27 protein-coding genes are annotated in these 25,276 nt (G+C 34.0%); 18 read left to right on the top strand and 9 right to left on the bottom strand.

Going from position 1 to position 25,276, the window contains the following annotated elements; translation table 11 throughout:
• Nucleotides 1-28: 28 nt before the first annotated feature.
• From AOG55_RS08985 to AOG55_RS08975, 3 genes are read left to right on the top strand one after another with little or no spacing between them, the layout of a single operon-like run.
• On the top strand, nt 29-1,078 hold the full coding sequence (locus AOG55_RS08985; RefSeq protein WP_055041201.1) for an NAD(P)-dependent alcohol dehydrogenase: 1,050 nt from the start codon (nt 29-31) through the stop codon (nt 1,076-1,078).
• 46 nt (nt 1,079-1,124) lie between these two features.
• A complete protein-coding gene (locus tag AOG55_RS08980; protein ID WP_048102234.1) occupies nt 1,125-1,358 on the top strand; it encodes a KEOPS complex subunit Pcc1 in 234 nt (77 codons plus the stop codon).
• A complete protein-coding gene (locus tag AOG55_RS08975) occupies nt 1,352-1,723 on the top strand; it encodes a prefoldin subunit beta (RefSeq protein WP_055041200.1) in 372 nt (123 codons plus the stop codon). The genes AOG55_RS08980 and AOG55_RS08975 overlap by 7 nt, the downstream gene beginning before the upstream one ends.
• Here AOG55_RS08975 and AOG55_RS08970 read toward each other — a convergent pair.
• Complete coding sequence (locus AOG55_RS08970) at nt 1,720-2,139, bottom strand: adenylyltransferase/cytidyltransferase family protein (RefSeq protein WP_055041199.1); 420 nt, start codon at nt 2,137-2,139, stop codon at nt 1,720-1,722. The two genes, AOG55_RS08975 and AOG55_RS08970, sit on opposite strands and share 4 nt — an antisense overlap.
• Nucleotides 2,140-2,399: 260 nt before the next feature.
• On the opposite strand from AOG55_RS08970, the gene AOG55_RS08965 reads away from it, so the two are divergent.
• The 3 genes from AOG55_RS08965 to AOG55_RS08955 all read left to right on the top strand — a co-directional run bounded on the left by AOG55_RS08965 (nt 2,400) and on the right by AOG55_RS08955 (nt 5,202).
• On the top strand, nt 2,400-3,110 hold the full coding sequence (locus AOG55_RS08965) for an asparagine synthase C-terminal domain-containing protein (RefSeq protein ID WP_055041198.1): 711 nt from the start codon (nt 2,400-2,402) through the stop codon (nt 3,108-3,110).
• Nucleotides 3,111-3,190: 80 nt separating this feature from the next.
• Nucleotides 3,191-3,964 carry an S-methyl-5'-thioadenosine phosphorylase gene (locus tag AOG55_RS08960; RefSeq protein ID WP_048102230.1) on the top strand — a complete coding sequence of 258 codons (774 nt, stop codon included), beginning with the start codon at nt 3,191-3,193 and terminating at the stop codon, nt 3,962-3,964.
• A gap of 11 nt (nt 3,965-3,975) precedes the next feature.
• A complete protein-coding gene (locus tag AOG55_RS08955) occupies nt 3,976-5,202 on the top strand; it encodes an MBL fold metallo-hydrolase (RefSeq protein WP_055041202.1) in 1,227 nt (408 codons plus the stop codon).
• 24 nt (nt 5,203-5,226) lie between these two features.
• Here AOG55_RS08955 and AOG55_RS08950 read toward each other — a convergent pair whose 3' ends face one another.
• Nucleotides 5,227-5,775 carry a hypothetical protein gene (locus AOG55_RS08950; RefSeq protein WP_055041197.1) on the bottom strand — a complete coding sequence of 183 codons (549 nt, stop codon included), beginning with the start codon at nt 5,773-5,775 and terminating at the stop codon, nt 5,227-5,229.
• Nucleotides 5,776-5,862: 87 nt separating this feature from the next.
• Between AOG55_RS08950 and AOG55_RS08945 the strand changes: the two genes are divergently transcribed.
• Entirely contained in the window at nt 5,863-6,462 is a 600-nt protein-coding gene (locus AOG55_RS08945) for a histidine phosphatase family protein (protein WP_048102226.1), read from the top strand.
• Between the two features lie 3 nt (nt 6,463-6,465).
• Here AOG55_RS08945 and AOG55_RS08940 read toward each other — a convergent pair whose 3' ends face one another.
• Nucleotides 6,466-7,695, bottom strand: coding sequence for an MFS transporter (locus tag AOG55_RS08940; RefSeq protein WP_048102225.1), 1,230 nt, complete (start codon nt 7,693-7,695; stop codon nt 6,466-6,468).
• 26 nt (nt 7,696-7,721) lie between these two features.
• Nucleotides 7,722-8,393, bottom strand: a complete 672-nt coding sequence (locus tag AOG55_RS08935; protein ID WP_048102224.1) for a DedA family protein — start codon at nt 8,391-8,393, stop codon at nt 7,722-7,724.
• A gap of 109 nt (nt 8,394-8,502) precedes the next feature.
• On the opposite strand from AOG55_RS08935, the gene AOG55_RS08930 reads away from it, so the two are divergent.
• Nucleotides 8,503-9,444, top strand: coding sequence for a 2-hydroxyacid dehydrogenase (locus AOG55_RS08930; RefSeq protein ID WP_055041196.1), 942 nt, complete (start codon nt 8,503-8,505; stop codon nt 9,442-9,444).
• 33 nt (nt 9,445-9,477) lie between these two features.
• Nucleotides 9,478-10,200, top strand: coding sequence for a 7-cyano-7-deazaguanine synthase QueC (gene queC / locus AOG55_RS08925; protein WP_201779099.1), 723 nt, complete (start codon nt 9,478-9,480; stop codon nt 10,198-10,200).
• Nucleotides 10,201-10,204: 4 nt separating this feature from the next.
• On the opposite strand, the gene AOG55_RS08920 is transcribed toward queC, so the two are convergent.
• Nucleotides 10,205-10,576 (bottom strand): hypothetical protein, encoded by a 372-nt coding sequence (locus AOG55_RS08920; RefSeq protein WP_054963999.1) that lies wholly within the window; start codon nt 10,574-10,576, stop codon nt 10,205-10,207.
• An 89-nt stretch (nt 10,577-10,665) separates the two neighbouring features.
• Between AOG55_RS08920 and AOG55_RS08915 the strand changes: the two genes are divergently transcribed.
• Together AOG55_RS08915 and AOG55_RS08910 are read left to right on the top strand one after the other, a co-directional pair.
• Nucleotides 10,666-11,034, top strand: coding sequence for a NifB/NifX family molybdenum-iron cluster-binding protein (locus AOG55_RS08915; RefSeq protein WP_054963993.1), 369 nt, complete (start codon nt 10,666-10,668; stop codon nt 11,032-11,034).
• Nucleotides 11,035-11,063: 29 nt separating this feature from the next.
• Complete coding sequence (locus tag AOG55_RS08910) at nt 11,064-11,849, top strand: carbon-nitrogen hydrolase family protein (RefSeq protein WP_055041195.1); 786 nt, start codon at nt 11,064-11,066, stop codon at nt 11,847-11,849.
• Between the two features lie 2 nt (nt 11,850-11,851).
• Here AOG55_RS08910 and AOG55_RS08905 read toward each other — a convergent pair whose 3' ends face one another.
• Complete coding sequence (locus tag AOG55_RS08905) at nt 11,852-13,426, bottom strand: oligosaccharide flippase family protein (protein WP_055041194.1); 1,575 nt, start codon at nt 13,424-13,426, stop codon at nt 11,852-11,854.
• 125 nt (nt 13,427-13,551) lie between these two features.
• Nucleotides 13,552-15,375 (bottom strand): glycosyltransferase, encoded by a 1,824-nt coding sequence (locus tag AOG55_RS08900; protein WP_055041193.1) that lies wholly within the window; start codon nt 15,373-15,375, stop codon nt 13,552-13,554.
• Between the two features lie 167 nt (nt 15,376-15,542).
• On the opposite strand from AOG55_RS08900, the gene AOG55_RS08895 reads away from it, so the two are divergent.
• The 3 genes from AOG55_RS08895 (at nt 15,543) to AOG55_RS08885 (ending at nt 19,665) form a co-directional block, all read left to right on the top strand.
• Nucleotides 15,543-17,129 (top strand): thermopsin, encoded by a 1,587-nt coding sequence (locus AOG55_RS08895; RefSeq protein WP_162216779.1) that lies wholly within the window; start codon nt 15,543-15,545, stop codon nt 17,127-17,129.
• 85 nt (nt 17,130-17,214) lie between these two features.
• On the top strand, nt 17,215-18,372 hold the full coding sequence (locus tag AOG55_RS08890) for an AAA family ATPase (RefSeq protein ID WP_236689001.1): 1,158 nt from the start codon (nt 17,215-17,217) through the stop codon (nt 18,370-18,372).
• A 6-nt stretch (nt 18,373-18,378) separates the two neighbouring features.
• Nucleotides 18,379-19,665 (top strand): vWA domain-containing protein, encoded by a 1,287-nt coding sequence (locus AOG55_RS08885; RefSeq protein ID WP_054964102.1) that lies wholly within the window; start codon nt 18,379-18,381, stop codon nt 19,663-19,665.
• Here AOG55_RS08885 and AOG55_RS08880 read toward each other — a convergent pair.
• Nucleotides 19,657-20,109, bottom strand: coding sequence for a DUF1641 domain-containing protein (locus tag AOG55_RS08880; RefSeq protein ID WP_156318814.1), 453 nt, complete (start codon nt 20,107-20,109; stop codon nt 19,657-19,659). The genes AOG55_RS08885 and AOG55_RS08880 overlap by 9 nt on opposite strands.
• Before the next feature lie 10 nt (nt 20,110-20,119).
• Nucleotides 20,120-21,253: an NAD(P)/FAD-dependent oxidoreductase gene (locus AOG55_RS08875; RefSeq protein WP_055041190.1), complete on the bottom strand. Its 1,134-nt coding sequence runs from the start codon at nt 21,251-21,253 to the stop codon at nt 20,120-20,122.
• 104 nt (nt 21,254-21,357) lie between these two features.
• Between AOG55_RS08875 and cobA the strand changes: the two genes are divergently transcribed.
• The 4 genes from cobA to cobM are packed head-to-tail and all read left to right on the top strand — an operon-like array spanning nt 21,358 to nt 25,241.
• Nucleotides 21,358-22,650 (top strand): uroporphyrinogen-III C-methyltransferase, encoded by a 1,293-nt coding sequence (cobA, locus tag AOG55_RS09240; protein ID WP_084779438.1) that lies wholly within the window; start codon nt 21,358-21,360, stop codon nt 22,648-22,650.
• On the top strand, nt 22,643-23,833 hold the full coding sequence (gene cbiE, locus AOG55_RS08865) for a precorrin-6y C5,15-methyltransferase (decarboxylating) subunit CbiE (RefSeq protein WP_055041189.1): 1,191 nt from the start codon (nt 22,643-22,645) through the stop codon (nt 23,831-23,833). Before cobA ends, cbiE begins: the two co-directional genes overlap by 8 nt.
• Entirely contained in the window at nt 23,830-24,480 is a 651-nt protein-coding gene (locus AOG55_RS08860; RefSeq protein ID WP_055041188.1) for a precorrin-2 C(20)-methyltransferase, read from the top strand. The genes cbiE and AOG55_RS08860 overlap by 4 nt, the downstream gene beginning before the upstream one ends.
• Nucleotides 24,477-25,241, top strand: coding sequence for a precorrin-4 C(11)-methyltransferase (gene cobM / locus AOG55_RS08855; protein WP_084779437.1), 765 nt, complete (start codon nt 24,477-24,479; stop codon nt 25,239-25,241). Before AOG55_RS08860 ends, cobM begins: the two co-directional genes overlap by 4 nt.
• Nucleotides 25,242-25,276: the final 35 nt, after the last annotated feature.

The following is a 25,276-nucleotide window of genomic DNA, read 5'->3' as shown; positions in this document are numbered from 1 at the left end:
TTTTATAACAATTCCTTTTATAATTATTATGAAAGCATTTGTTATGAAAAAAATAGATGAAACTGGCTTTATGGATAAGCCAGTACCTGAATGCGGGCCCTATGATGCCATTATAAAAACAACCCATGCATTAATATGCACATCGGATACACATACACTCCATGGTGCCATAGGTGAGAGGCATAATCTAACTATGGGGCATGAGGCGGTTGGAACGGTTTACAAAATAGGTGACCATGTTAAATCATTTAGACCTGGTGACAGGGTTATAGTTGGTGCTATAACACCCGACTGGGGTTCCCTTGCAGCCCAGATGGGGCATCCATCACAGTCAAATTCTCCACTTGGTGGATGGAAATACGCAAACACCAAGGATGGGAGCCTTGCTGAATACTTCCATGTTAATGATGCTGATGCCAACATGGCAAAAATCCCGGATAATGTAAAAGATGAGGCTGCAGTATATGCTGCCGATATGATGTCCACCGGTTTTATGGGTGCAGAGAATGCACACATACCACTCGGGGGTGATGTTGCAATATTTGGAGGGGGTCCGGTTGGATTAATGGCCGTGGCAGGTTCCAGAATGCTTGGTGCTGGCAGTATAATACTTGTGGAAACAGTGCCGGCAAGAATAGAACTGGGAAAATACTATGGTGCAGATAATATAGTGGATTTTAAAAAGGAGGATGCTGTAAGATCCATAATGGGATTTACGGGCAACAATGGTGTGGATTCCAGCATTGAGGCTTTAGGTTCTCCGGTTACATTCGCAAATGCAATTAATGTAACAAAACCCGGGGGAACAATATCAAACATAGGTTATCATTCCCATGGTGATTCCGTGCCCATACCGAGGGATGGATGGGGTTATGGCATGGCTGAAAAAACAATAAAAACAGGATTATGCACTGGTGGGAGATTAAGAATGGAGAGGCTCATGAAAATTCTCGAAAATAAAAGGATTGACCCAACAAAATTAACAACACACAGATTTAAATTTGATGATGCTTATCGGGCCTTTGAAATGATGGACAAAAAAACAGACAATGTGATTAAGCCCCTAATTACATTTTAATTTTATTATAAACTATTAAATAAGAATAAATCATTAAGTTATAAAGATGTTCACGGTTACAATAACCCTTGAAAGAACAAAATATGAGAATTACATAAAATCTGTGGAACCAGAACTGGAGTACAGCTTTGGAAGGTCTGAAATAAATTTAAATTCGGACGCATCCAGCTTTTACATTACAATAAAATCACCTGATGTTTCTTCCATGCGTGCCAGCCTTTCCTCAATTTCAAGGGTTTTAAATGTTGCCAAAAAGGTAATGGAGGTAGAAAAATGGTAGAACCAAATATAAATGCGTATTTGCAGAATCAGTTAAAGCAGGCACAGGATATACAGGCCCAGATAGAGCAGATAGCAAACCAGAGGTATCAGCTGGACATTAAGGTTAAGGAAATAGACAGAACATTAAAGGAGCTTTCCAGCGTAAAGGACGGCACACCCATTTATAAAAACGTTGGGCCGGTACTATATAAAATAGATGATAAGAACAAGCTTGTATCCGACCTAGAGGAACAAAAGGAGTTAAGCCAGATGAGGCTTAAAACACTTGAAAATCAGCAGAAAAACCTTGAAGAAAAGTATAAGGAACTTGAGGAGACAATACAGAAGAGATACGAGGAAGCAAGCGGTAAAAAACAAAATTAAAGTGATTCCAGAATTTTTTTCCTTATAATTGATGAGCTGTTATTTATTCCATCATATTTTGATGTTCTTTTAACAGTTACATTTAACCCAAGTTTTTTGCATTCATTAACTATATAATTCTCGTCAAATTTCTGGTCATAGCCAAGTGTTATTATATCTGGCTTTAATTCCTCAACTGTTCTGAATATATTATCACTGCTATGGCCCACAACAGCATAATCAACAGGTTTTAAGGCCTTTATTAATTCAAGCCTTTCATTTTCATTGAATATAAGCTTCTTTCCATGCCTTGTGGCGGTGTAATCTGAGGCAACAACAACCATTAAATAATCACCAAAGGATTTGGATTCCTGAAGGTAATGCAAATGGCCAAGATGCACTATGTCAAATACTCCCGTAGCCATTACCCTTATCATTTTAGGACTAAAATGCATAAATAATTATAAAGTTTGGCATTATAATACATAATATAATTTTTTTAAATATTTTAATAATGTATTATCCTTTTTGATAGTATATTGAATCTGCTGTAAAAATGAAAAGGGCCTGCACAATCGGGATATGAAGGGGCAAAAATGTTACAGACTATAATTTAAAGCCTTGTTATATTTTAGATATAATTCGGTTGAACATACAAATAACTTTAAGTTTATATACGGATTTACAATTAATTGTTATGGAAGGCCTGGTTGGAGATGTGTATGCTGCACTCAAAAATTACATAGATTCTTTAAAGGATAAATCGTGTGCCATTGCGTTTTCAGGCGGGCTTGACTCATCGCTCCTTCTGGCAATATCAAATTATAAGTTTATTCCATATACTTTAGGGTTTAGAACATCAAGGGATATAGAAAATGCCCAGAAATCAGAACTATTATTAAATGTTAATGTTAAAAAAATTTATCTTGATGATTTAAACATTGACGGATATATTGATGAGCTATTAAAAATAGATAAGAATATAAGCAGAATGGAAATGGGCTATGAGCTTGTGCTGTTCATTTTAATGGATTTTATATCTGAAAAATATGTTGTGACAGGACAGGGTGCTGATGAGTTATTCTATGGCTACCATAAATTTATGGACAACCCAGGGCTTTCAAATGAAACTTATATTAACAGGCTGTTTAATGTGACGTTGCCAAGGGAGAAAAAGATGGCGGAGTATTACGATAAGGAATTGATAACCCCATATTTAAGCCCGGAGATGTTAAAATTACGTTCGAAAATAACAAGGAATGTTAATATAAATGGCGAAAGCAATAAGCTAATATTAAGGGAAATAGCAAAAAATATCGGTGTTCCTGAATCAATATATAACAGAAATAAGAAGGCGGCACAGTATGGTTCAGGCATAAACAGGTATTTAATAAAAAAATTAAAATAAATTTTAAAATATAATCATAAAAAATAAGAAATTAATAAATAGCATTTCACAATATAGCATATAAATTAACGGGATACATAATGACATATATAGGCATAATAGGAGGAAGTGGCCTTTACACATTAATGACGGAAACTGAGACTGTTGATGTTGATACGCCATATGGCAAAACATCAGATAAGATCGAGATTGGAAGAATAAATGGTGTTGAGGTTGCATTTATTCCAAGGCATGGTAAAAAGCACACAATTCCACCGCATAGGGTCAATTACAGGGCAAATATATGGGCATTAAAGCATATTGGCGTTGAGCGAATTATTGGGCTTAATGCAGTTGGCTCTTTAAAGGAGGACTACAGCCCTGGCGATATCGTTGTGCCCGATCAGTTTATTGACCTGACAAGAAGGCGTGATTTAACCTTTTATGATGGCCCGGATGTTTATCATATATCAATGGCAGACCCATTCTGCCCGGAGATAAGCAGAAAAATATATGAAACCGGAAAATCATTAAATTATAATATACACAGTTCCGGAACGTATGTATGCATAGAGGGCCCAAGGTTTTCAACAAGGGCTGAATCAAAATTATTTCATACATTTGGTGATATAATAGGCATGACGCTTGTTCCAGAAATAAATCTAGCAGGGGAATTATCAATGTGCTATGGCATGATAGCCACTGTTACAGATTATGATGCATGGTCTGATACTGCAGTGGAGGCCTCTGATGTTATGAATATTATGAAGGAAAATGAAAAAAAGGTTTCAGATATATTATATAATGTTATTCCTAAAATTAACGATCAAAGAAATTGCAACTGTTCTTTGAGATTAGAAAATGCGAAGGCATAGAGGTGAAAAAAATGAAAATAAAATTTCTCGGAGGTGCCGAGGAAGTCGGAAGACTGGCAATAAAAATAGAGGATAAGCAGAGCAGGATAATGGTGGATTACGGCATAGAGCCAGAAAAGCCACCAGAGTACCCATTACCACCAGAAAAGGTGGATGACATATTTGTAACGCACGCACATCTGGATCATACTGGCGCATTACCCGTATACTATCACAGTTACAGCGCCAACCTGCATGCAACGGCAATGACTGCAAACAGCATAGTTCCAATTTTAAAGGACTCATTAAAGATAATGAACCTTGAAAATTATACAAAGATGTACAATGAGGATGATATAAGCAATTTATTTAATTCTCTTGTAACCGCTAACTATGGCGAGCCATTTGAGGTTGGAAATCTTACTGCCAAGGCATATTCAGCAGGCCATATACCCGGATCAAGCATGTGGTGGTTCGAGGATTCAAAATCATTTATGATAACAGGTGATTTATACACAAGGGATACAAACCTTTTAAAGGGTGCAAAGCCTGTAAAAACAGATATACTTATAATGGAAAGCACATATGCAGGAAGGGATCATGAGGACAGGGATGAGGTCATAAAAAGGCTTAAGGATAGCATAAAGGAGACAATAGACAATGGCGGCAAGGTAATTCTTCCCACATTTGCCATTGGAAGGACACAGGAAATGGTAATGATTTTAAGGGATATGAATTACACAATTTACGTTGACGGTATGGGTAATAGTATATCAAGGATTTACATGGACACACCAGGATTCCTCAAGGATCCAAAAATGTTCAGGAAATCCATGGGCAGGGTAATACAGGTAAGGAATAACAGAATGAGAAATGAGGCCCTTGAGGAGGCAGATATAATTATAACAACATCAGGAATGCTTGATGGCGGGCCTGTTTTAGGATATATAGATGCATTATCACAGGATCCAAAATCCGCAATATTCCTTACAGGATACCAGGTTGACGGCACAAATGGCAGAAGCCTCATGGAAAACGGTACCATAAAAATAGCCGGTGCAACAATTAAGCCGGCAATGAAAGTTGATTTCTTTGACTTATCAGCCCATGCAGGTCATTCTGATCTGGTAAAATTCATTAAGGAGATTGACCCGGAAACAATAGTGCTGTGCCATGGAGACCAGAGAGAAAAACTTCAGGAGGCAATACCTGAATATAACTTTGTGCTTCCATTCAACGGGCATGAATTTGAATTATAATTTTTTATAATTTTTTAATTTTATTTAAAATGGGCTTTTTGCCATTTGATTTATTGTAATATTTGAAACACCATTTATTTCCATTGTATATATTCCAGGTTTTAAATAATATGTATTATTTGTTAAATATAAATTTATAATAAACTGCATATTACCCTTTTCTCCAATGCTCAGAATATCGCCTATAGAATAAAATTCCGTGTATTTAAATCCCTTTAATGTTGCATTGCTTTTAATAATTTTATATCCATAGGTTACATTATATAAATGTATTTCATAAATATACGAATTGTGAGCTATTTCTGAGCTGTTGTCCTCAAATTCGGTTATATTTAATACCATATTTTTGCTTGAAGTATTATAATATTCAACACGCTCAGATTTTATAAAATTTATTCCCGGGCCTGATGTTTCTATTTTTGTTTCATTAAGTTTTGAACCAACAATATGTCCTGCATCATCTGAATTCGGAAACCCAAAATGCGACTCTTCAACGGTTAAATAATAAATGCCTGATAAAATTACTATTATTGCTATTACTGCAGAAATGATGGCCTTTTGTTTCCCCTTCATTTAGCGCTTATTTTTTGTGTATATAAAGATTTTACGTTTTTAAATATAATTATAAATAAATATTAACACCGATGTTATATGCAATTAATGGGAAAATATATTTTTATCAGGCACGGGGAGAGCAATATAAATGTGCTCGGGGTCCTTTCCGGGGACAGTGATGTAAGCGGATTAACAGAAAAGGGAATGGCACAGGCCAGAAGAACTGCAGAGCAGTTAAGCGGGATAAAAATAGACGGAATAATATCAAGTCCATTAAAAAGGGCATTTGAAACTGCAAAAATCATAGGTGAGGTTCTTAATATTGATGTTAAAACTGATGAAAGGCTTATAGAGGTAAATCTTGGCAGGGCCAAGGAAAAGAAGATAAATGAGTTTACAAATCCGCTGTATCCGAATTCACATATAACAGGCAGCATAAGGAATTTAATAGGGATGGAGGACTGGGATGACATGATATCAAGAGTAAAATCCGCAATGGATAGTTTTAACGGAAAATACATATTTGTATCGCATTCAGACCCAATAAGGGCAATAGCATCATATTACCTTGGCTGGACAGAGGATGACAGCTTTGGCATAGATATAAAAAATGCATCAATGACAGTCATAGATTCGGATAAAAATAAGGTTTTATGCCTTGGTGCAATAAATCTTGACCCGGAAATAAAAAAATTATTTTATTAAAATTCAGGCTTTTGTTTTTTTAAGGCCTGCAACATTTCCCGGCCTCCATGTTTTAACCATAATGTAATACAGTGCCCCACCAACGGCCTGTATTGATCCCCCTATTAGAAGCGGAAATGCAAGGTTAAAATCCATTAAATATCCAGATGACCCACTTGTAAGCTGCGATGCCCTTCCGGAAACACCCTGTATGCCTGTGGATGTACCATAATCCTCCTTATTTATTCCCCTAACATTTATTGCGCCCCTCAATGGTGATCCTATCCCTGCCACAGCCATTCTAATAATATATATTCCTGCAGTTATATATAAAAATGGCACAAAGGCTATGACTGCAAATAATAATCCCTGAAGAATTCTCGCAAGGGATGCTATTTTAAGGCCATCAAAATGACCATTTAAATATCTGCCGGATATGAATGACCCAAGTGCAGTGGCAGCATACGATATGGTGTATATATCACCAACATATCCTGCCCCTATGTGATATTTAAGCTCAAACCATAATGGAAGCAACGGCATGGCTATTCCTATGGCCGCTGCATTAAGGCTGTTTGGTATTATTATTCTAAGCATGTATGAAAAGCTCTCCTTTTTCATGACCCTTGTGGTCTTCCTGGGCCTTTTATATTCCCTTAACCTTGAAAGTGCAAGTGCAGATGATATAATTAAAATCAGCGATATTGCAAAGAATATTCTGTAGAACATTAACGCGCCGGTAATCCTCGAAAGAAATGTATAAAGGCCAAGGAATATCCCGCCAAATATTGAGAAAAACGATGCTGTGGCCGTGAGCAGTGATAATTTTGTTACCCTCTGCAATTCATCCGGATAGTTATTTGCCACAAATGCAGTCATTCCCGGTGAGAAGGCACCGCGCATTCCGCCAGCACTACCTGTTATCCCGGCTATGATTGCACCGGTGGCAATAAAATAAATGTTTGTTGAGACGGTAATTAATAAAAGGCCAAAAACAGGAAATATCTCGCTTAATAAAAGAACCTTTGAATATCCTATGGAATCACCCACCCTGCCAAGTATTAATATTAAAATAATATTAAATAGTGTAATTGGCACATATAAAAGTCCTATAAAAATTAAGGAATAATGCAATAAATGTAAATATAATGGCAGGGATAATGTCACAAAAATAAGGGCAGCACTCCTGGTTGCCCTTGAAACAAGAAGAAAATTAAATGATTTATTAACAATTTCAGGTGAATCGGAAAACATAATATTCTATATAGTTTACTAATATATTATTTATTTGTTTTCCCATTCTTTAAAGTTTTTATATTCCTTGATCTTAATTTGAGATAAACATAAATTACTATGGCAATAAAGATGATGACTGCAACATATGAAAACTGGTCAAAATATTTTAGTATGACCTCCCACCTGGAACCAAGGACTATGCCAATATATATCAGTATTGCATCATATATCAGGTCACCAAGGAGTGTAAAAAATGAGAACTTTTTAAGGCTCATCAGTGCCATGCCAGCAGGTATTGAAATAAATGTTCTGAAAACAGGTAAAAATCTTGTGGTAAAAACAGAAAGCTCACCATAGGCGGCAAACCATGCCTTTGTCCTGTCCACTGTATCCTTCTTGAGCATCAGATATTTTCCATATTTAAGAATGAATGGGTCACCGCCATATTTACCTATTGCATATGCTATTAATGCACCAACAAGGTCACCCACGGAGCCAATTATTAATAATAAAATGACATTGATTATTGAATTAAAACCACCCATTAAACCATAATATGCCAGATAGCCTGAAAATGTCATGACAACCTCTGAGGGTATTGGTAAAAGCATGCCCTCCAAGAGCATCAGTATAAAAACACCAGAATACCCAAGGCTTAATATCACGTTCTCAACAAGCTTTATTATATATACCGTTAATTCTGTAATTACACTCAATTTTAATCAATTACCAATTATAATTGTATATTAAAAGTTAATTGTTAAACAAAAAATGAATTAAAAGAAACTAAAAAATAATAAATAATAATTTTGGTTACACATAAACATGTACAATGTCCTTGTTACACACGATTTACCTGGAAATTATATTGATTCAATAAATGGAATAAACATCATAAGAAGGCCTGAAAGTGAGGATGCGAATGCATGGCTTCTTAAAAATATAGAAAATGCTGATGGAATTTTAATCACATTAAATGAAAAAATAGACAAAAATTTAATAGACTTGGGTAAAAAATTAAAGGTTATAAGCACCTACAGTGTTGGATATGACCACATAGATGTTGATTATGCCCTAAAAAAGGGAATTAAAATAGGATACACACCGGAGGTTCTTACAGAGACAACAGCAGATCTTATATTTGGCATAATGCTTGCCGCGGCCAGAAGAATTGTTGAGGGTGATAAAATCGTAAGGGAAGATAAGTGGAAATCAGGCTGGAACCCTGAATTCATGCTTGGAGCCGAGGTTCATGGCGCGACTGCAGGAATTCTTGGAATGGGCAGGATAGGAAATGCAATATTAAGGCGTGCAAGGGGATTTAACATGGACGTGATTTATTACAGCAGGCATAAACGTGATGTTGATGCGAATTTTATGCCACTGGATGATGTTCTTAGAAATTCTGATTTTTTATTTGTATGCCTCGATTATAATAAGGATACATACCATTTTATGGACATGCCCAAATTTAAAAAGATGAAAAAAACAGCATTTATTATAAATGGCACCAGGGGAAAGGTTATAAATGAAAAAGACCTAATATCAGCTCTCAACTCCGGTATAATTGCAGGTGCTGCACTCGATGTTTTCGAAACAGAGCCAATTGATAATAATAATCCATTATTGAAAATGAATAATGTTGTATTAACCCCGCATATAGGCAGTGCAACTGATAATACCAGAAAAAAGATGGCGGAAGTTGCAGTCAGCAATCTTATTAATGGTCTGTCCGGTAAGCCGCTTATATATGAGATAAAAAAATAACATTTTTATTATACATGATAATAATTAAGCTTCATGGATAACATGAATGCTGTTTGCCTTATCTCTGGCGGCCTGGATTCGCCAACAGTCATGGCATATGCAATAAAGATGGGTTATAAGGTATACCCATTAAGCATAAATTATGGACAGAGACATTCAAAGGAATTAAACTCATCAAGGGAAATTTGCAGGTACTATAATTTAGATCTAAAGATATTAAATATAGATTTAAGGCAGATTGGAGGGTCAGCCCTAACATCTGATATAGAGGTCCCAGAAAGATCTTTAAACGATATTTCAGATGATATACCAGTAACATATGTTCCGGCAAGAAATACTATATTCCTGAGCCTTGCAGCCGCATATGCTGAAACAATTAATGCAAAATACATATTCATAGGTGCAAATGCCATAGATTATTCCGGATACCCTGATTGCAGGCCGGAATTTTTCAATGCAATGAATGATGCATTAAATCTTGGCACAGAATTTGGCATCAAGGAAAATTTTAAAATCATGGTACCGTTGCAGTATCTTTCAAAGGGTGATATAATAAAACTTGGAAGAAGACTTGGTGTGCCATATAAATTAACATGGTCATGCTATAATGGAAGGGAAAAGGCCTGTGGAAAATGTGACTCGTGCCTACTAAGGCTGAAAGGCTTCATGGATGCAAATGATTATGATGATATAGAATACGAATCATATCCAGATTTTTATGTGGAATACTGCAAAAGGACAGGCCATAAATTATAAGATTTTAAAGGGTTCTTTTGATTCCCAGCATGACCGCATAATTGCTAATAATTCCTATTGCAAGCAGGAAATGTGGATATGGCATGTATGTTGAATAAAATGTTGAATTTTTAAAAATTATAAAGCCTGAGCCAATTATGCCCGTTAGTACAATTAATCCCGAATTTACAACCGAGAGATTCCTGAGCCTTTTATTAATTCCGGATGGTTTAATTAATATTAATGCAAGTATAAAAAGCAATGTGCCGGTAATTATATGAACATACAGCATTCTGGAATTGAGAGGGTTTGAAATCTGTGAAAGATAAAAACCCAGCGTCATCTGCAGAACGGTTAGGCCAGATACGGACCATAAAAGTTTTTCAAGTCCATCCATTTTATCAAATTTCAACATTATTTTTATTTTTTTGCAATTATTTACAGAATAGATGCATGTTTATATAAGTGATTTACATATTATGCTTTATGGGAGAACTAGTAGCAGTACCAGTAACAGGTGATGAGGTTACCGGGCCCGGTGAGGGCATGGAAATCCATATTTACAGCATTGATGGAAAAAATGCAAAAATGATAGAATCATACGAAAACCCTGCCCTTAAGGCCTCCATGACAAGGGGCATATACATGCTTAAATCAATTCTTGAAAAAAATGTTAGGTACCTTATAGTGTCTGAAATGGGAGGTCCCGGATTCAGATTTGTTAAAAATAAAATAAAAATGTACGATTCGGGAGGTCTAAATGAAAAAGATGCGATTAATGCCTTTATTAATAATCAATTAAGGGAGATTACAGAGCCCACACATGAACCACACCATGATATGGAAAACAAATAAATTTTTATCCCATTATATATTTTTAATTTATGATAAGAATTGCCTTAACACAGCTTACTCCTCCAGAAACCAAGGAAAAAAGCCTTGAAAATATTGAGAACTATGCCCGGCTGGCCAGCAAAAATCATGCAGACCTCGTTGTCTTTCCAGAGTACTATATGTGCTATTATAAAGGCATTAAACCGGCAGATGAGGCCGAGAACATTCATGGTGGGTATGTACAAAGCCTTGAAAAAATTTCACAAAAATATAAAATCGACATAATAACAGGGATTCATGAAAAATATGAAAATAGGATATACGATACAGCAGTTTATATAAACAAATACTCGGGCATTTCCAGTTTCTATAGAAAAACACATTTATACGATGCCTTTGGATTTAAGGAATCAGATCTATATTCACATGGAAATGGCCCTTTTGATATTTTTAAAATTAACGATTTTAAAATAGGAATGGTAATATGTTATGATATAAGATTTCCAGAAATATTCAGAAATTATTCATTAAACAGCGCAGATTTAATAGTCATAATTTCTGGGTGGTTTTCAGGCCCGGTTAAGGAGGAGCAGTGGCTTAACCTTGTTTCTGTGAGGGCGCTTGAGAATACGGTTTATGTTGCAAGTTCCAATCTTGTTGGGGGCGATTTCACAGGTATAAGCACCGTTGCAGACCCAATAGGTGTTATAATAAACAGATGTGCTGAGGCACCGGATATAATATATTCTGATCTGGACATTAACAGGATAAATGATGTGAGGGGTAAAATGCCTGTTTTAGAACAGCGCAGGCCTGAACTTTACAGGCTAAAATGAATTTATTTTATAAATCTAAACAATTTATCATTTCCAGAGGATGAATTTGTATATGAAAGCCTTTCAAGTATAAACTTTAGCATGCTGAATTTATCAGGTATAATATCAAGGACATAATTCATTTCCTCCCTGCTTATTAATTTAAAAGCCTTTATTTCCAATAAATATATGCCAAATCCAACAAGTATCAATAACAGTATATTTATTATGCTGTATGCAAGATGGAACTGAAGGATAAATACAATGCTGAACATGATAATTGATGCGAACCATATCTTTAAGATTCTGGTCCTGTCAAAATTATTTATCTGGAATTTTCTGGCATAATGATAAACAATAATAAAGTTAACAGCATTCATTGATGAATAGGAAATTGCCGCGCCAAGGATGTTAAATCTTGGTATGAGTATTATGGATAACGCAATATTTGCGACAAGTGAAAGGGCAGATGAATATATAAAAATCCTTGTCTGCCTAACACTTGAAATCCCGGATGATAATACCACCGCACCTGCGAATAATGATGTTATGAACATAATTATCATCAGCGGTATATAACCTATTGAATACTGGTCACCTGCAAACACCACCAGAATCGGCCTTGAGAGTGCTGCAATGCCAAGTGCTGCAGGAACATATATTAAATAGCCTATATTTAGGAGCATTTTAATGCTGTTTTTAAATCCATCAAGATTATTTAATGAAAAGAAAGATGATAATTTTGGTATTAAAAGATTGGATATTGGGAGAACCATAATTGATGCGGCTGAGGCCACAACAAGCGCAAAATTATAAATGCCGAGAAATCCAAGATTTATAAAATACGATACAACGATGCGGTCTATATATGTTGCACTTGTGTTCATAATCGATGCAAAGAATAATGGTATAGAATAAATTATTATATTCTTATAAGGCTCCCTGACAGCTTTTTCATTATTGACCTTTGGCATTTTAAAATAATTCCTGTAGACCATCATAATAAAGATTAATGCGTATATTGCATCTGTAAAGGCAATGCCATAGAGCAGGGATATTGTATTTTTAAGCAAAAATAGAAGCAGTAATGGGAAGAAATACAGGATGATATAATAAAAAGTATACATGATTGAATATTTTTTATACTGGTTTAAACCAAGCAGAACAGATGCAAATATATTTATTATTACTGACATTGATATTGCAATTCCGATGATTTTTACTGATTGTGCATATATTATATTATGAAAGAACAGTACTGCAACATAATCTGATATATAATAAACCGTAACAAAGGCAAGGATGGCAAGCCCAATTGCCATATATGTGGTCTTAACAATAATTTTTTTGATTGCCTGTGTATCATTTCTGGCAAGATGATATGATAAATAATGCTGAAGGCCGTTTCCAAGGCCAAAAATGAAAACAGCTGAGAGTATATTCATTATTGCATAAAGCAATGATATTGAACCAACAGTAAAAACCGGTAAAAGATGGGCAAGGGCAAAATAAAAGATGGCGGAGCCGAAAAACATGCTACCGACAGCCGAATACTGGAATACCAAACCCTGCCCAAATGATTCTGTTAAATCTGACAACATTAGCTGATATAAACTTTGTTTAAAAATTTATCTATTAAAATGTAACCATTTATATTATTTAAATGGTTAAAGATAAATTATATCTATCTTATGTATAAAATACAGATACAATTTTTAAATGCCTAAATTGGTGTATAATCATGGTTTTTGTCCGGCTTTCTTTTATGATAAGCCCTCATGCACACAACAATCTCGGTCATGTAATAATAAAATGATTTTTCATCCATAATTATTCTTCTGCAGGATAATGATGATGTTTTTACCATTTTAATATTTCTCGTCCTTGTTGATGCAAGAACATATAAAAGTGCCTTATAAACATCAGGCACCTTTTTATTTTCCCCTATTATTTTCCTGTTTATTACAAAAAAATCACTTAAAATATCATCAACCTTTGTTATTCCAGGAAATATTAGATGTGTAAATTTAATAACAATGAGATCAAATGCATCCTTGATTGACCTTATTTTCCCGTTAATAAACCTGGACCCGACAATAACATCATACCCGGAATCAATGTATTTAATCAGTTCTTTTATATTATTAATATCATTTTTATCATTTAACTTAATTATATAATCACTTTTTGCATGGGAAATCAGGTTTAATTCCTCTGTCCCGGTATATGGTGATTTTTTATTATATATCCTTATATTATCAGTGGTTTCTATTCTGTATTTTGTATTATTAAAAACCATAATTTCATTAACCGGTATGTTTTCATTCTTTATGTAATTTAAAAGATTGTTTAAATTGCATCTAAATTTATCAGCATTATTAACTGTATAAACTATGGTGTATGATCTTATTTCTTTTTTTTTCAGTGTATCATTTACCATATTTTCAATATTTTTTTCTATAACAGTGTAATTAAAAATTGATAATGCATTATTTTTAATCTGATTTCTTATGCCTATAAAATTATCACCATAAAAATCTTTTATCCTTTTTATTTCGTTTATATAGCTAATATAATTCCTTTTAACTATGCTCATATATTCCGTCATTGATTTTATATATTCCAGTCCAGATATTTTGGGGGCTATTATATACAGCCCTGATGCAAGACCCTCAATTGAGGTAATGCTCAAGGATTCATATTTTGACAGATTAATCATAACATCCGATCTTGCCAGTATTTCTATTTTTTTATTTTCATCCACGAATCCATGGAATGTTACATTGTAATTTTTAAATTTCTTCCTTAATTTATTCATGTTTCCATAACCTATTATATCAAAATGTATATCCTTTGGAGCATGTTTGATAATTTTAAATAGGAGCTTTGAACCTTTATTTTTAGTAATTTTATTTAAGAACACAACGTTGAATCCATTATGTTCTTCAATTTTATATTTATTAAAATCTATATTATTCTGTGGTATTAAATAAATATCCTTGAAATTTTGATTTATGTAAAAGTTTTTCTGATAAATATTCTGGGCCTGCACAGATATTTTGCCTGTTATGCCTGAGAATATCATTATGTTTAATATATATTTGATTAAATTTCCAAAAAATTTATGGTTATCCAGTATTTCAAAGTAGCTACCATGATTTGCCAGTATAACTGCAGGAGGCTTATCAAGCCTTGCAAATTTTTTAACGGCGTTTCTAAAGATAAAATTTGGTGTTACAAAATAATAGAGGTCATAATCCTTTATCTTTTCCCATATTTTGTTAAATGAGAAGAGGCCTATAAATCCCATGCTGATTCCATTTGTTAATTTCATTAAATGCCTGTTTGAGAATATATCATCTGAAAAGGCATTCTCTATATAATTAAATTTAACATTAACATTATTTTTCCTTATAAAGGGATATCCAGATCCCATCAATGTAACATCATAGCCCATCCTCATCAGTATTTCGGCTATCTGAACAGCGTTTCTCTCGCCTCCACCATCGTATTTCAGGTCAGCCGAACCAATAATAAGGGCCCTCATGAAAATAATCCTGTTAGTTATATATCTTATTATGATTAATATTTTGCTGTTTATTTTAATATTATAATTCTGAAATAATTTATTTTGTTTGTATAAATATTCATGTTAAATATAGGAATTAAAAATTAAACAGCAAGAATTTAATATGCGATTTAATTAATATGGTAATGAAAGGCAGGTACAAATCATTGGCAGTAATAGCTCTGGTTTCATTATTAATATTTTCAATGGCAATTAATGTTTATAATGATAATTATGGTGAAAAAGCTACAGGTAATGTTACTGAGAGTTCCATAAATCCCTATGTGCTATACACATCGGAACCGGCGCCAATGGGAATATCTGCCATTGGTATTGGCCCTGGAAATACTCCATATTCATTAAAAACCTCTTCCTTTGAGGGCATTATAAATATAACTGATATAAAGACATACAATGCCAGCCTGCCTTCAGGTGAAAAAAACGACGCATCAATTCAATTAAACCTTCACCTTAACTTCAGTTCTGGTGGACATACGTATGATTACTGGATACAGAATGTTGCCATACTGTCAACGTCAAATAAAACACCTGGTGTAAGTATTTTAGATAATGTGTGGAACCAGACAACAAGGTATGCAAATATATACGGATCAACATTGAGTGGAAATGGAACTTTATATAATAGCAATGGCCAGCAGTTTTATATCGATGAACCCAGCATGTATATAACCACTGACAGTATAGGTCTTAGAGAGGTGTATAAAAATATTTCAGGATATCCAACAGTTTACATGGAATATAATACAGGAAGTGGATGGAATATTTATGATACTGTAAAATTTATATTCGCCAAAAATGCATCAAACGCAGATTTCATTGTACAGGGATACAAGTATACATCAAAGGGAAATCCATGTGATGCTGAATTAATTCTTGGAGGCCCGGGCAATGGTGCCAGCACAACGGATGTAAAATCAAACCTGACAATGCAGTTAAAATACTGGAATGGCCATAATTATCAGGCCATAGAAAATGCATACAATTTTGGATCTGATACTGCTGAAACAATTTCAAATGCCAATTCACAGATGGATAAAAATTTTCCCGGCGTTCAAATAACGAATGGAACCGGAAAATTAAAGATGGTTTATAACCAGAATGAATTATCATATCTAAACATAACCGCAAAATACATTATTCAGGGATATGTTCTTGCAAATAATTATAAAACGAATTTTAGGAATTATGCTATGAACATCACGCTTATTCCAGGGGAATATAATATAAGTATATATTCATCGTACGGCCAGAGGATATCCAATTTTTCGGTCAAATTGGCTGCGAAACAAACTTATTATAAAGCAACGGAAAATGTTTATCCGGTAATTTTTAAAGCCATTGGATTAATTAATGGCACCCTCTGGTTTATAAATATGAATAAATTAAATTTAAGCTCAACAGATAATGAAATTGTATTTTATGAAAAAAATGGTACATACAATTATAATATTAGCGGACTGTTTGGTTATTCAATAAAAAACCAGACAGGCACCATAACTGTTCATGGAAACTTTAATTATGTAAACGTAAGCTTTCATGCAAATCCAATAATAAGAAGCATTGAAAAATACGCATTTTATTATATAATAGCACTTGCATTAATTGCAATTATTCTTATGGGAATTTCGGGCACAGGAAGGAGGGATAGTACTAAAATGTTCAAAGAATACAATATTAATAATGATGATGAAAATAATAATTTAAAGAGATAGTTATTTAAAAATCTATAATATATATTATGCGGAATTTAGAAATGTTTATTAGGCATTATTTTAATTATTAACAGTAATGGAAAACATGGACAAGATAGGCGAGGTAAGGGATTATCTCACCAGCAGTTTTGTGGGAAGAGAGGATGTTATCGACGGTGTGCTGGCCGGTCTCATATCAGGTGAGCCCACGCTTTTAATAGGCCCCCCTGGAACAGCAAAAACATCAATAATAGATACATTGAGCAAACTTGTGAATGCCAAATACTTTTATTACCTTCTGACAAAGTTTACTGAACCTGAGGAGCTTTTGGGGCCAATTGATATAAACGCGCTTAAAGCCGGTGAGTATAAAAATATCACAAAGGGGAAGCTCCCTGATGCAAATATAATATTCCTGGATGAGATTTTTAAGGCAAGTTCAGCAATAAGAAATACACTTCTGGACATAATGCTCAACAGGAGGCTTCCAAACGGCGATTCAATGCTTTCATTAAATATACTTGGTATATATTCGGCAAGCAATGAAATATCAAATGATGAGGAGGATATGGCACTGTATGACCGTTATCCAATAAAGGTATTCCATAAATATATCGAAAAAACTCTGATAACCGATTTGCTTGAACATGGCATAGATTTAATGCAGAAATCATCTTTAGGTAAAACCATACTGGACGTTGAGGATATTATTAAAATCCAGAATATGGTAATATCCAGATTGACTGAAATGAAGAATAAGGATAGGGCACTTATGGATAGATATACAGATGCATTGATTCAGCTGGAGGAAAACAATGTTCTTTTAAGCGATAGAAGGAAGATTAAGATGCTGAAAATAGCAGCCGCATTTAGCATCTTAATGAATTCTGGAAAAATATCGGGAAATGATATTGCCATGGCCATGAGATATTCGGCTGATTCTGAGGATGATCTTCCAAAAATAGAGGCTGCAATAATAGATTCAAAGCTTGAGAATAAATCAGAGATAATACAGAAGGCAAACACAATAATAGAGGAGACAAAATCCTTAATAGCCAGTACCGAGGAGTCAATTCACAAAAATTCACCTTATAATGAGGTTCTTGATAAATTAAATCTTTTAGAGATTTTCATAAAAAAGCTTGAGGAAATGAAAATAGATATTGGTTCGGATAATAATCCTTACCATAAGGAGGTAATTTATAAAATAAATTCAACACTTGATTTTGCCGGCAGCAAATACCAGAAGCTAAAGGGAAGGTAAATTTATATGGATCAGGATCTTATTTTTAGGAAAATAAATAGCAATATAATCGGAATTAATCCTGAGAGTAATGTTTACAAAACCACAAGGGAAAGAATAGTAAGATATGCGGGCAGGATGGATTTAACAGGTGAATTTAAGGAGGATTTAAAAACATCGGCAGCCGATATGTATTTCCTTTATTACTCAAATCTGGCATATGTTTCCAATAATGAGAACAAAAGTCCATTCCTTGAGGGTGTTAGAAAAAAACTTGCATCCTATGTGCAATCCGATGAATTTTCAAAATTCAGGGCGTATTCAAAATTAAATGACAGGGTTTCAATGATATACAGCATTAATTTTTTGAAGGCCCTCAATGAGGAATCAAAAAAAGAAAGGCAGAAAAATGGCGATTCCCCGGGAAAAAGTGCTTCCGAAATGGTTGACAGGGCCATGAAGGAATCCATGCAGAGGACTGAAAAGGCAAGGCAGCTTGAAAAACTCATGAGAAATGAAATACCCGGAGGAAGAAGGTCAGGTAATGATGACACTGACATAGATAGACTTATAGACCTCTCAGAAAGAATGATGTCTGTTCAGAATGCTGATAAAATTATAACAACCGCCAATAAGCTCATTGACATTATGCCCAAGTTCACAAGAAAAATGAGGGCGCGTTCCACTTCTGGTGAGCTTGGCGGCTATTATAAAACAAGAAATTTATCAAATGTTTTATCAAGGGAGCTTGCAATGCCTGATGAGGTTTTTTATTCAAAAATTCTGTATGGCTTCACTGGAAAGGAGAAGGTAATATTAAATGAGGGGGCATACTATGTACTTCTTGATAAGAGTGGAAGCATGTATGAGGCCGATAAAATGGTTTGGTCCAGATCTGTTGCCCTGGCATTATTTAGATTATCCGCAATAAAGCACAGAAAATACTTTTTCAGGTTTTTTGATAACAAACCACATGAAATGTACACAAGGCCATATGATATAGTAAACAATATACTTACTGTTGAGGCAAGCAAGGGAACATGCATAGAATGCGCCATACTAAGGGCAATTGATGATATTAAAAACAGCAAAATCCATGATTTAACAAGCACAATAATAGTGATTACAGATGGCGAGGATAAGGTGAATATAATGAATATAGCATCGGCCCTTGCAAAAACCAGCATAAAAATAATTACGGTAATGATTAATGGCTACAATGAGGGATTAAAAAAAATAAGTGAAAAATATTTAAATGCTGTTCTAACTGAACAGGGTGCATTAAATCTTTTAAATATAGCAAAATCATTTTAATTTTTTAAATACGGTACCAAGAACCTTAAGCATATTCATTAATGCCATTAAGCCTGCCGCTATCTCAGGATCCTTTAGCATTGACATCAATTTTAGTATTGATAATGGTTGTGCAGATGATGCACCGTCAACCATGGATTGTGCTATACCTGTTGAATTAAATGAAATTCCCTTAATAAGATCAGACATTTCTGGATTTGAAAGCATATAAAGTAACGAAAATATTGTATTGCCAGATTTGGCAACGACATCCGTGAAATCTGGAGATGTAAATGATTTTGCAAAGAAGTCCAGATTATCTGGAATAACATTCTCTGTAATATAATCAAGAGCCTGAACAAGCCCTGCACCTTTTAACTTCTCTATTAACCTTGAAAATGCATCAAGCACATCCCTATTCTTCTCAAGCTCTGACATAATCTTCTGCATATCTGTTTCATCCATGTAAATCACCCTATAATATACCCCTTAAAATTGATGAGAAGTATGTATCTGCTGATATATACTTCAGGAAATAATCTGAATGACTGGCAAAATTTAAAAATGGCTTTGATGAATAATCAAAGGATAATGTGAATGCGGTATGGTCAGTAAATACGGTTGAACAGCCCATGAAGCCATCAAAGGATGTTTCTGAATAATTTCCATTTATCTGTGAGGCAATTTTGGATGCAACATATGCTGCCATTGAATGCCCCATTGCCCCCACCTTCATTGGAAAATCAACAGCATCACCAACAACATAAACATTGTCATAGTCCCCGTAATTTAATTTTGTTTTATCAACTGTTACATAACCTGTATTTTCTGATAATCCAGATTTTATTAAAAATTCCTGACCCTTGTGCGGGGGTATTAAAACAAGCATATCATAATTCAATTTTTCACCAGATTCTGATGTTATTGTTTTCGATTTTCCATCAACAGTAACATTCTTAAATTTCGGTATGAAATTTATTTTATTTTCCTCAAGTCCGGATCTAACAACGTCTGAAACATTTTTGAACGGTAGAATATCGTCCATGGGCATTATCAAGGTTATATCTGATTTATCCCTTAAACCCCTTGATTTTAAAATCTTATCGATGCCAAAGACAAATTCGGAAGGTGCCACAGGGCACTGGAAGGGAACGCTTGCAGGGCCAACCACAATTTTGCCACCGTTAAATGATTCCAGACCTTCCTTTAATTTTAAAACATTGTTTAAATCATAAAAATGATAGATACCATCATTATACCCCGGGACATCCTCCGGAACAAGCCGGTCTCCGGTGGCTATTACCAGGTAATCATATGATATGCTCTTGCCATTATCAAGGTCAACGTAATGATCATTCAAATTTATTTTGGTTGCAAGTGCCTTTATTCTATTTATTCCATAATTCAAAACAAAATCTGTCTTTTTAAATGTTTCTTTATAGTTTATTTCATTAAATGGTATTAAAACGCCGTCAGGCTTAAAATATGTGTATTCTGATTTGCCAACAACCGTAATATCCACATCGTTGTCTGTATGCATCCTCAATTTATTTGCTGTTATTATTCCAGCATTGGCATCACCCAAAATTAAAACCCTCTTCTGCACCATTCTTTTTATATAACACCCTTATATTAAAATTTTATTTAAATTAATTAAATTTGCACCAAAATAAATAAACATAAAAACAAATAGGAAAATAAAATTATCCTGTAATGGGAAAGGTTTATCTGGTTGGTACCGGCCCGGGTGATACGGGCTTGCTCACATTAAAGGCCCTAAAAATAATAAAGAGGGCGGATGCAGTTATTTACGATCACCTTATAAATCCAGAGGTTTTAAATCTTCTTAAGCCCGGATGCGAAAGAATATACGCTGGCAAAAAACCATATGTGTCGTCAATAAGGCAGAATGAAATTAACAAAATAATTCTGGATGCATCTAATAAATTTGATATTACTGTTAGGCTAAAGGGGGGTGACCCATTTCTTTTTGGCAGGGGAGGTGAGGAGGCAGAACTTCTCAAGGAAAACAATATAGACTTTGAGGTTATACCGGGTGTATCAGCATTAATAGCTGTTCCGGAGTATGCCGGAATACCTGTAACACACCGGGACGTTAGCCATGGAATAATAGCCGCCACAGGGCATAACGTTGAAAAATTAAATATACCATCACTTGGTGAAAATAAATCATCATACACCCTTATTATATTCATGGGCTCAAAACATATTAATGAAATAATAGATAAGTTACTTTTTCTTGGATACAGTGAAAATACAAAAATAGCTGTTATTGAAAATGGGACACATAAGGATCAGAGGGTCTTTACAGGAACATTAAAAACCATAAATTATGAGTACAGTGAGGACCCGGCTCTGATTGTAGTCGGAGATGTTGTTTCATACCATGAAAAATTTGGAAGAAAAAATAATAAATTTAAAAAAATGCTTATCTTTTATGAATTTAAAAAAATCAATGTTGATTATGAAAATTATGGCGTGAATATAATAAATTTTAGGATCAGTGATATTTTCATAAATAATGATGTAAAATTTAGATTTAATAGGAATCTGGTCATATCTGGCAATTATATAGGATACTTTATGAAACTAATTAAAAAAATGCATATTGACATAAGGAATTTTAATAGTATAATCACAGACGACCCGGAAGAACTTCATCGGGCAGGCATTTTTAATATCATAGATTTAAATAATTATAATATAAGTGATGATGATAATATTATAGGATTTAACCATAAAAATGAATTAAACATAATTAAAAAAACACTGATTAAAATTGATAATTACATAATAGATTTAATAAACAGTTCAGATTATATTGTCTTTGCAGATGGTACATTTTCATATTATGATATTATTAAAAAATATATTAAGAATCAAATAGTTTGTGCCTTTGGAATATCTGATAATATAAATGGAATTATGAAAATGAATAAAAAAGAGGATTTAATAAAATTGCTGGAGGCAGAAAAAATTGAATAAAATCAATGTTGTTGGTTCAATGCCCGGCTTTGGCCTTACTGATGTGGAAAAAATGATTATTGAAAATGCCGACGTTATTTTTGCAGGAACCAGAAATATTGAACTTTTAAACGTTAATAAAAAAAATGTTAGGCCAATAAAAAAACTAGACACTGCATTGGATGAGATTAAAAATGAGTTTAATAAGAATAAAAATATAGTTGTTATTGCCTCTGGAAATCCCTTATTTTATGGTATTGGTACAGCATTAATCAGGAATTTTGGCGCTGAATATATAAATATTGTTCCACATATTGGTTCCATTGATGTCGCATTATCAAAACTTAAAATTTCAATAAATACCGTACATGCAATAAGCGTGCATGGAAGACCTATTAAGGGCCTTGCACAGAGAATAAAACATTATAAAAGGGTTATAATTTTAACCGATAAAATAAACTCACCAGATAAAATAGCAGGTTATATGATTGAATATGGATTGACCAATTTTCGCTTTATAGTTCTTGAAAGGCTTGGATATAATGATGAGAAAATAAGATGTTTTAATATTAAAGATGCACTCAACTCAAAATTCTCGGATCCAAATTTAATTTTTATTGATGAGATTGAAAATTTTTCACCAGATGATTTAAGTGATAAAAATTTTTCAATGATTAATGAGAATATCACAAAGGAGGAGATAAGGCATATCTCTGTTTCAAAAATGGCAGTTAAAAATGGTGATATTATATGGGATATAGGCTCAGGGACAGGATCTGTATCAATAGAGGCATGCCGGTATAATTATGATGGTGGCATATACTGCATAGAAAAAAATAGCATGGCCTGCAATAATATAGAAAAAAATATGAAGAAATTTTCATGCGATTTAAACATTATAAATGGGGAGGCTCCTGACGCACTTTACAATCTTCCAGATCCAGATATTGTATTCATTGGTGGTTCCGGAGGGAAAATCGCTGAAATCCTTGATTATTCATATAAGAGACTGAAAAAAAATGGGAGAATTGTAATAAATACTGTTTTAATCGGCAATTTAAACAAAATTATTTCATACCTTAATAATAATAAAATAGGGTATGATCTTACCCAGGCACTTATAAATAGAAACCACACAATTAAAAATGATATGATGCTTAAACCTGTAGACCCTGTATTTATATTAACGGCGGTGAAAAAATGAATGAATTATATGTTGTTGGCCTTGGGCCGGGAGATCCGGATTTAATAACAGTAAAGGGATATAAAATGCTAATGGATGCAGATTTAATCTATTATCCATACACATCTTTTAAATACGCAGAGAATATTCTAATAGCCCTGGGCATTGACAAAAAGAAAATGCAGCCCCTTGAATTTCCGATAAGATCCTTGGATTTATTAAAAAAAATAAGGGAAAATGCATGCCGGATAAAAAATTCACTTGAGTTTTATGATAGTGTTGTCTACGCTGTTGAGGGTGATCCGATGCTTTACAGCACATTCCTTGATTTATACAGGTATCTGGACTGTAAGGTTAGGTTCATACCGGGGATTAGCTCAATAAATGCTGCCGCCGCGATATTTGGAATTCCCATGGCAGAAAAAGATGAGATATTTACAATAATTCCGGCAGTTAATGATTATGAATACATGAAAAAAATGATAATGGGGACAAAAAATGGGGCAATAATAAAGGCCATTGGGGCAAAGGATGTATTAAAAAAATTACTGGATGATGAGCATTTGAAAAAGTATTATATTATGGAAAATGTATCCCTAAAATCCCAGAAAATATATAATAATATAAATGATATAGACTCATATATGGCACTGGTGATTTTAAAATGATTCATATAATAGGCGTGGGTCCAGGAGACCCTGATTTAATAACAGTTAAGGCTGCAAGAATTATAGAAAAAACGGATGTCATTTTATATGCCGATTCACTTGTAAATCCTGATATTTTAAAGAATGCGTCCACAGATAGAATATACGGAACCTCTGGCATGAACATAAATGAAATTAATGAAATTATTCAGAAGTTTTATAATGAGGGCATGGACATAACAGTAATACACAGCGGTGATCCGTCAATATACGGTGCAATTAACGATGTAACGTCATTTATGTTAAAAAATAACATGAATTATGAAATAATCCCAGGCATTTCATCACTTTTTGCCGCTGCAGCAGCAATGGGCATGGAATTAACATCCCCGGGAAGCACACAGACAATAATTATTACCAGGGTGCCGAGGCGTACTGAAAAATTTGAATCCGAGGATCTTTCTGTTATGGCCAGGCATGGAGCCACCCTTGGCATTTTTTTAAGTGCATCAAATGCCGGTGCGGTAACAAAAAAACTTCTTGATGCAGGGTATTCCCCCGATGACCGGGTTATAATAGCATACAGAATTTCATGGCCAGATCAAAAAATAATAGAAACAACCGTAAATGATCTTGAAAAGACGTTGTTTGAGAATAGAATAAACAGACAGGCATTAATACTTACCGGTGGTGTATTTACACATAATAGTGATGTTAAATCATTTCTTTATAACCCAAATTTTGTTCATTTATTCAGAAATAATAAAAATAAGGTACAGTAATTACCATTTTTAGGATATATTTTAAAAAAATTTGT

The sequence above is a fragment of the Acidiplasma cupricumulans genome (assembly GCF_001402935.1).
Lineage (GTDB): Archaea > Thermoplasmatota > Thermoplasmata > Thermoplasmatales > Thermoplasmataceae > Acidiplasma > Acidiplasma aeolicum.
This window is presented reverse-complemented; position numbering and strand designations above follow the sequence as displayed.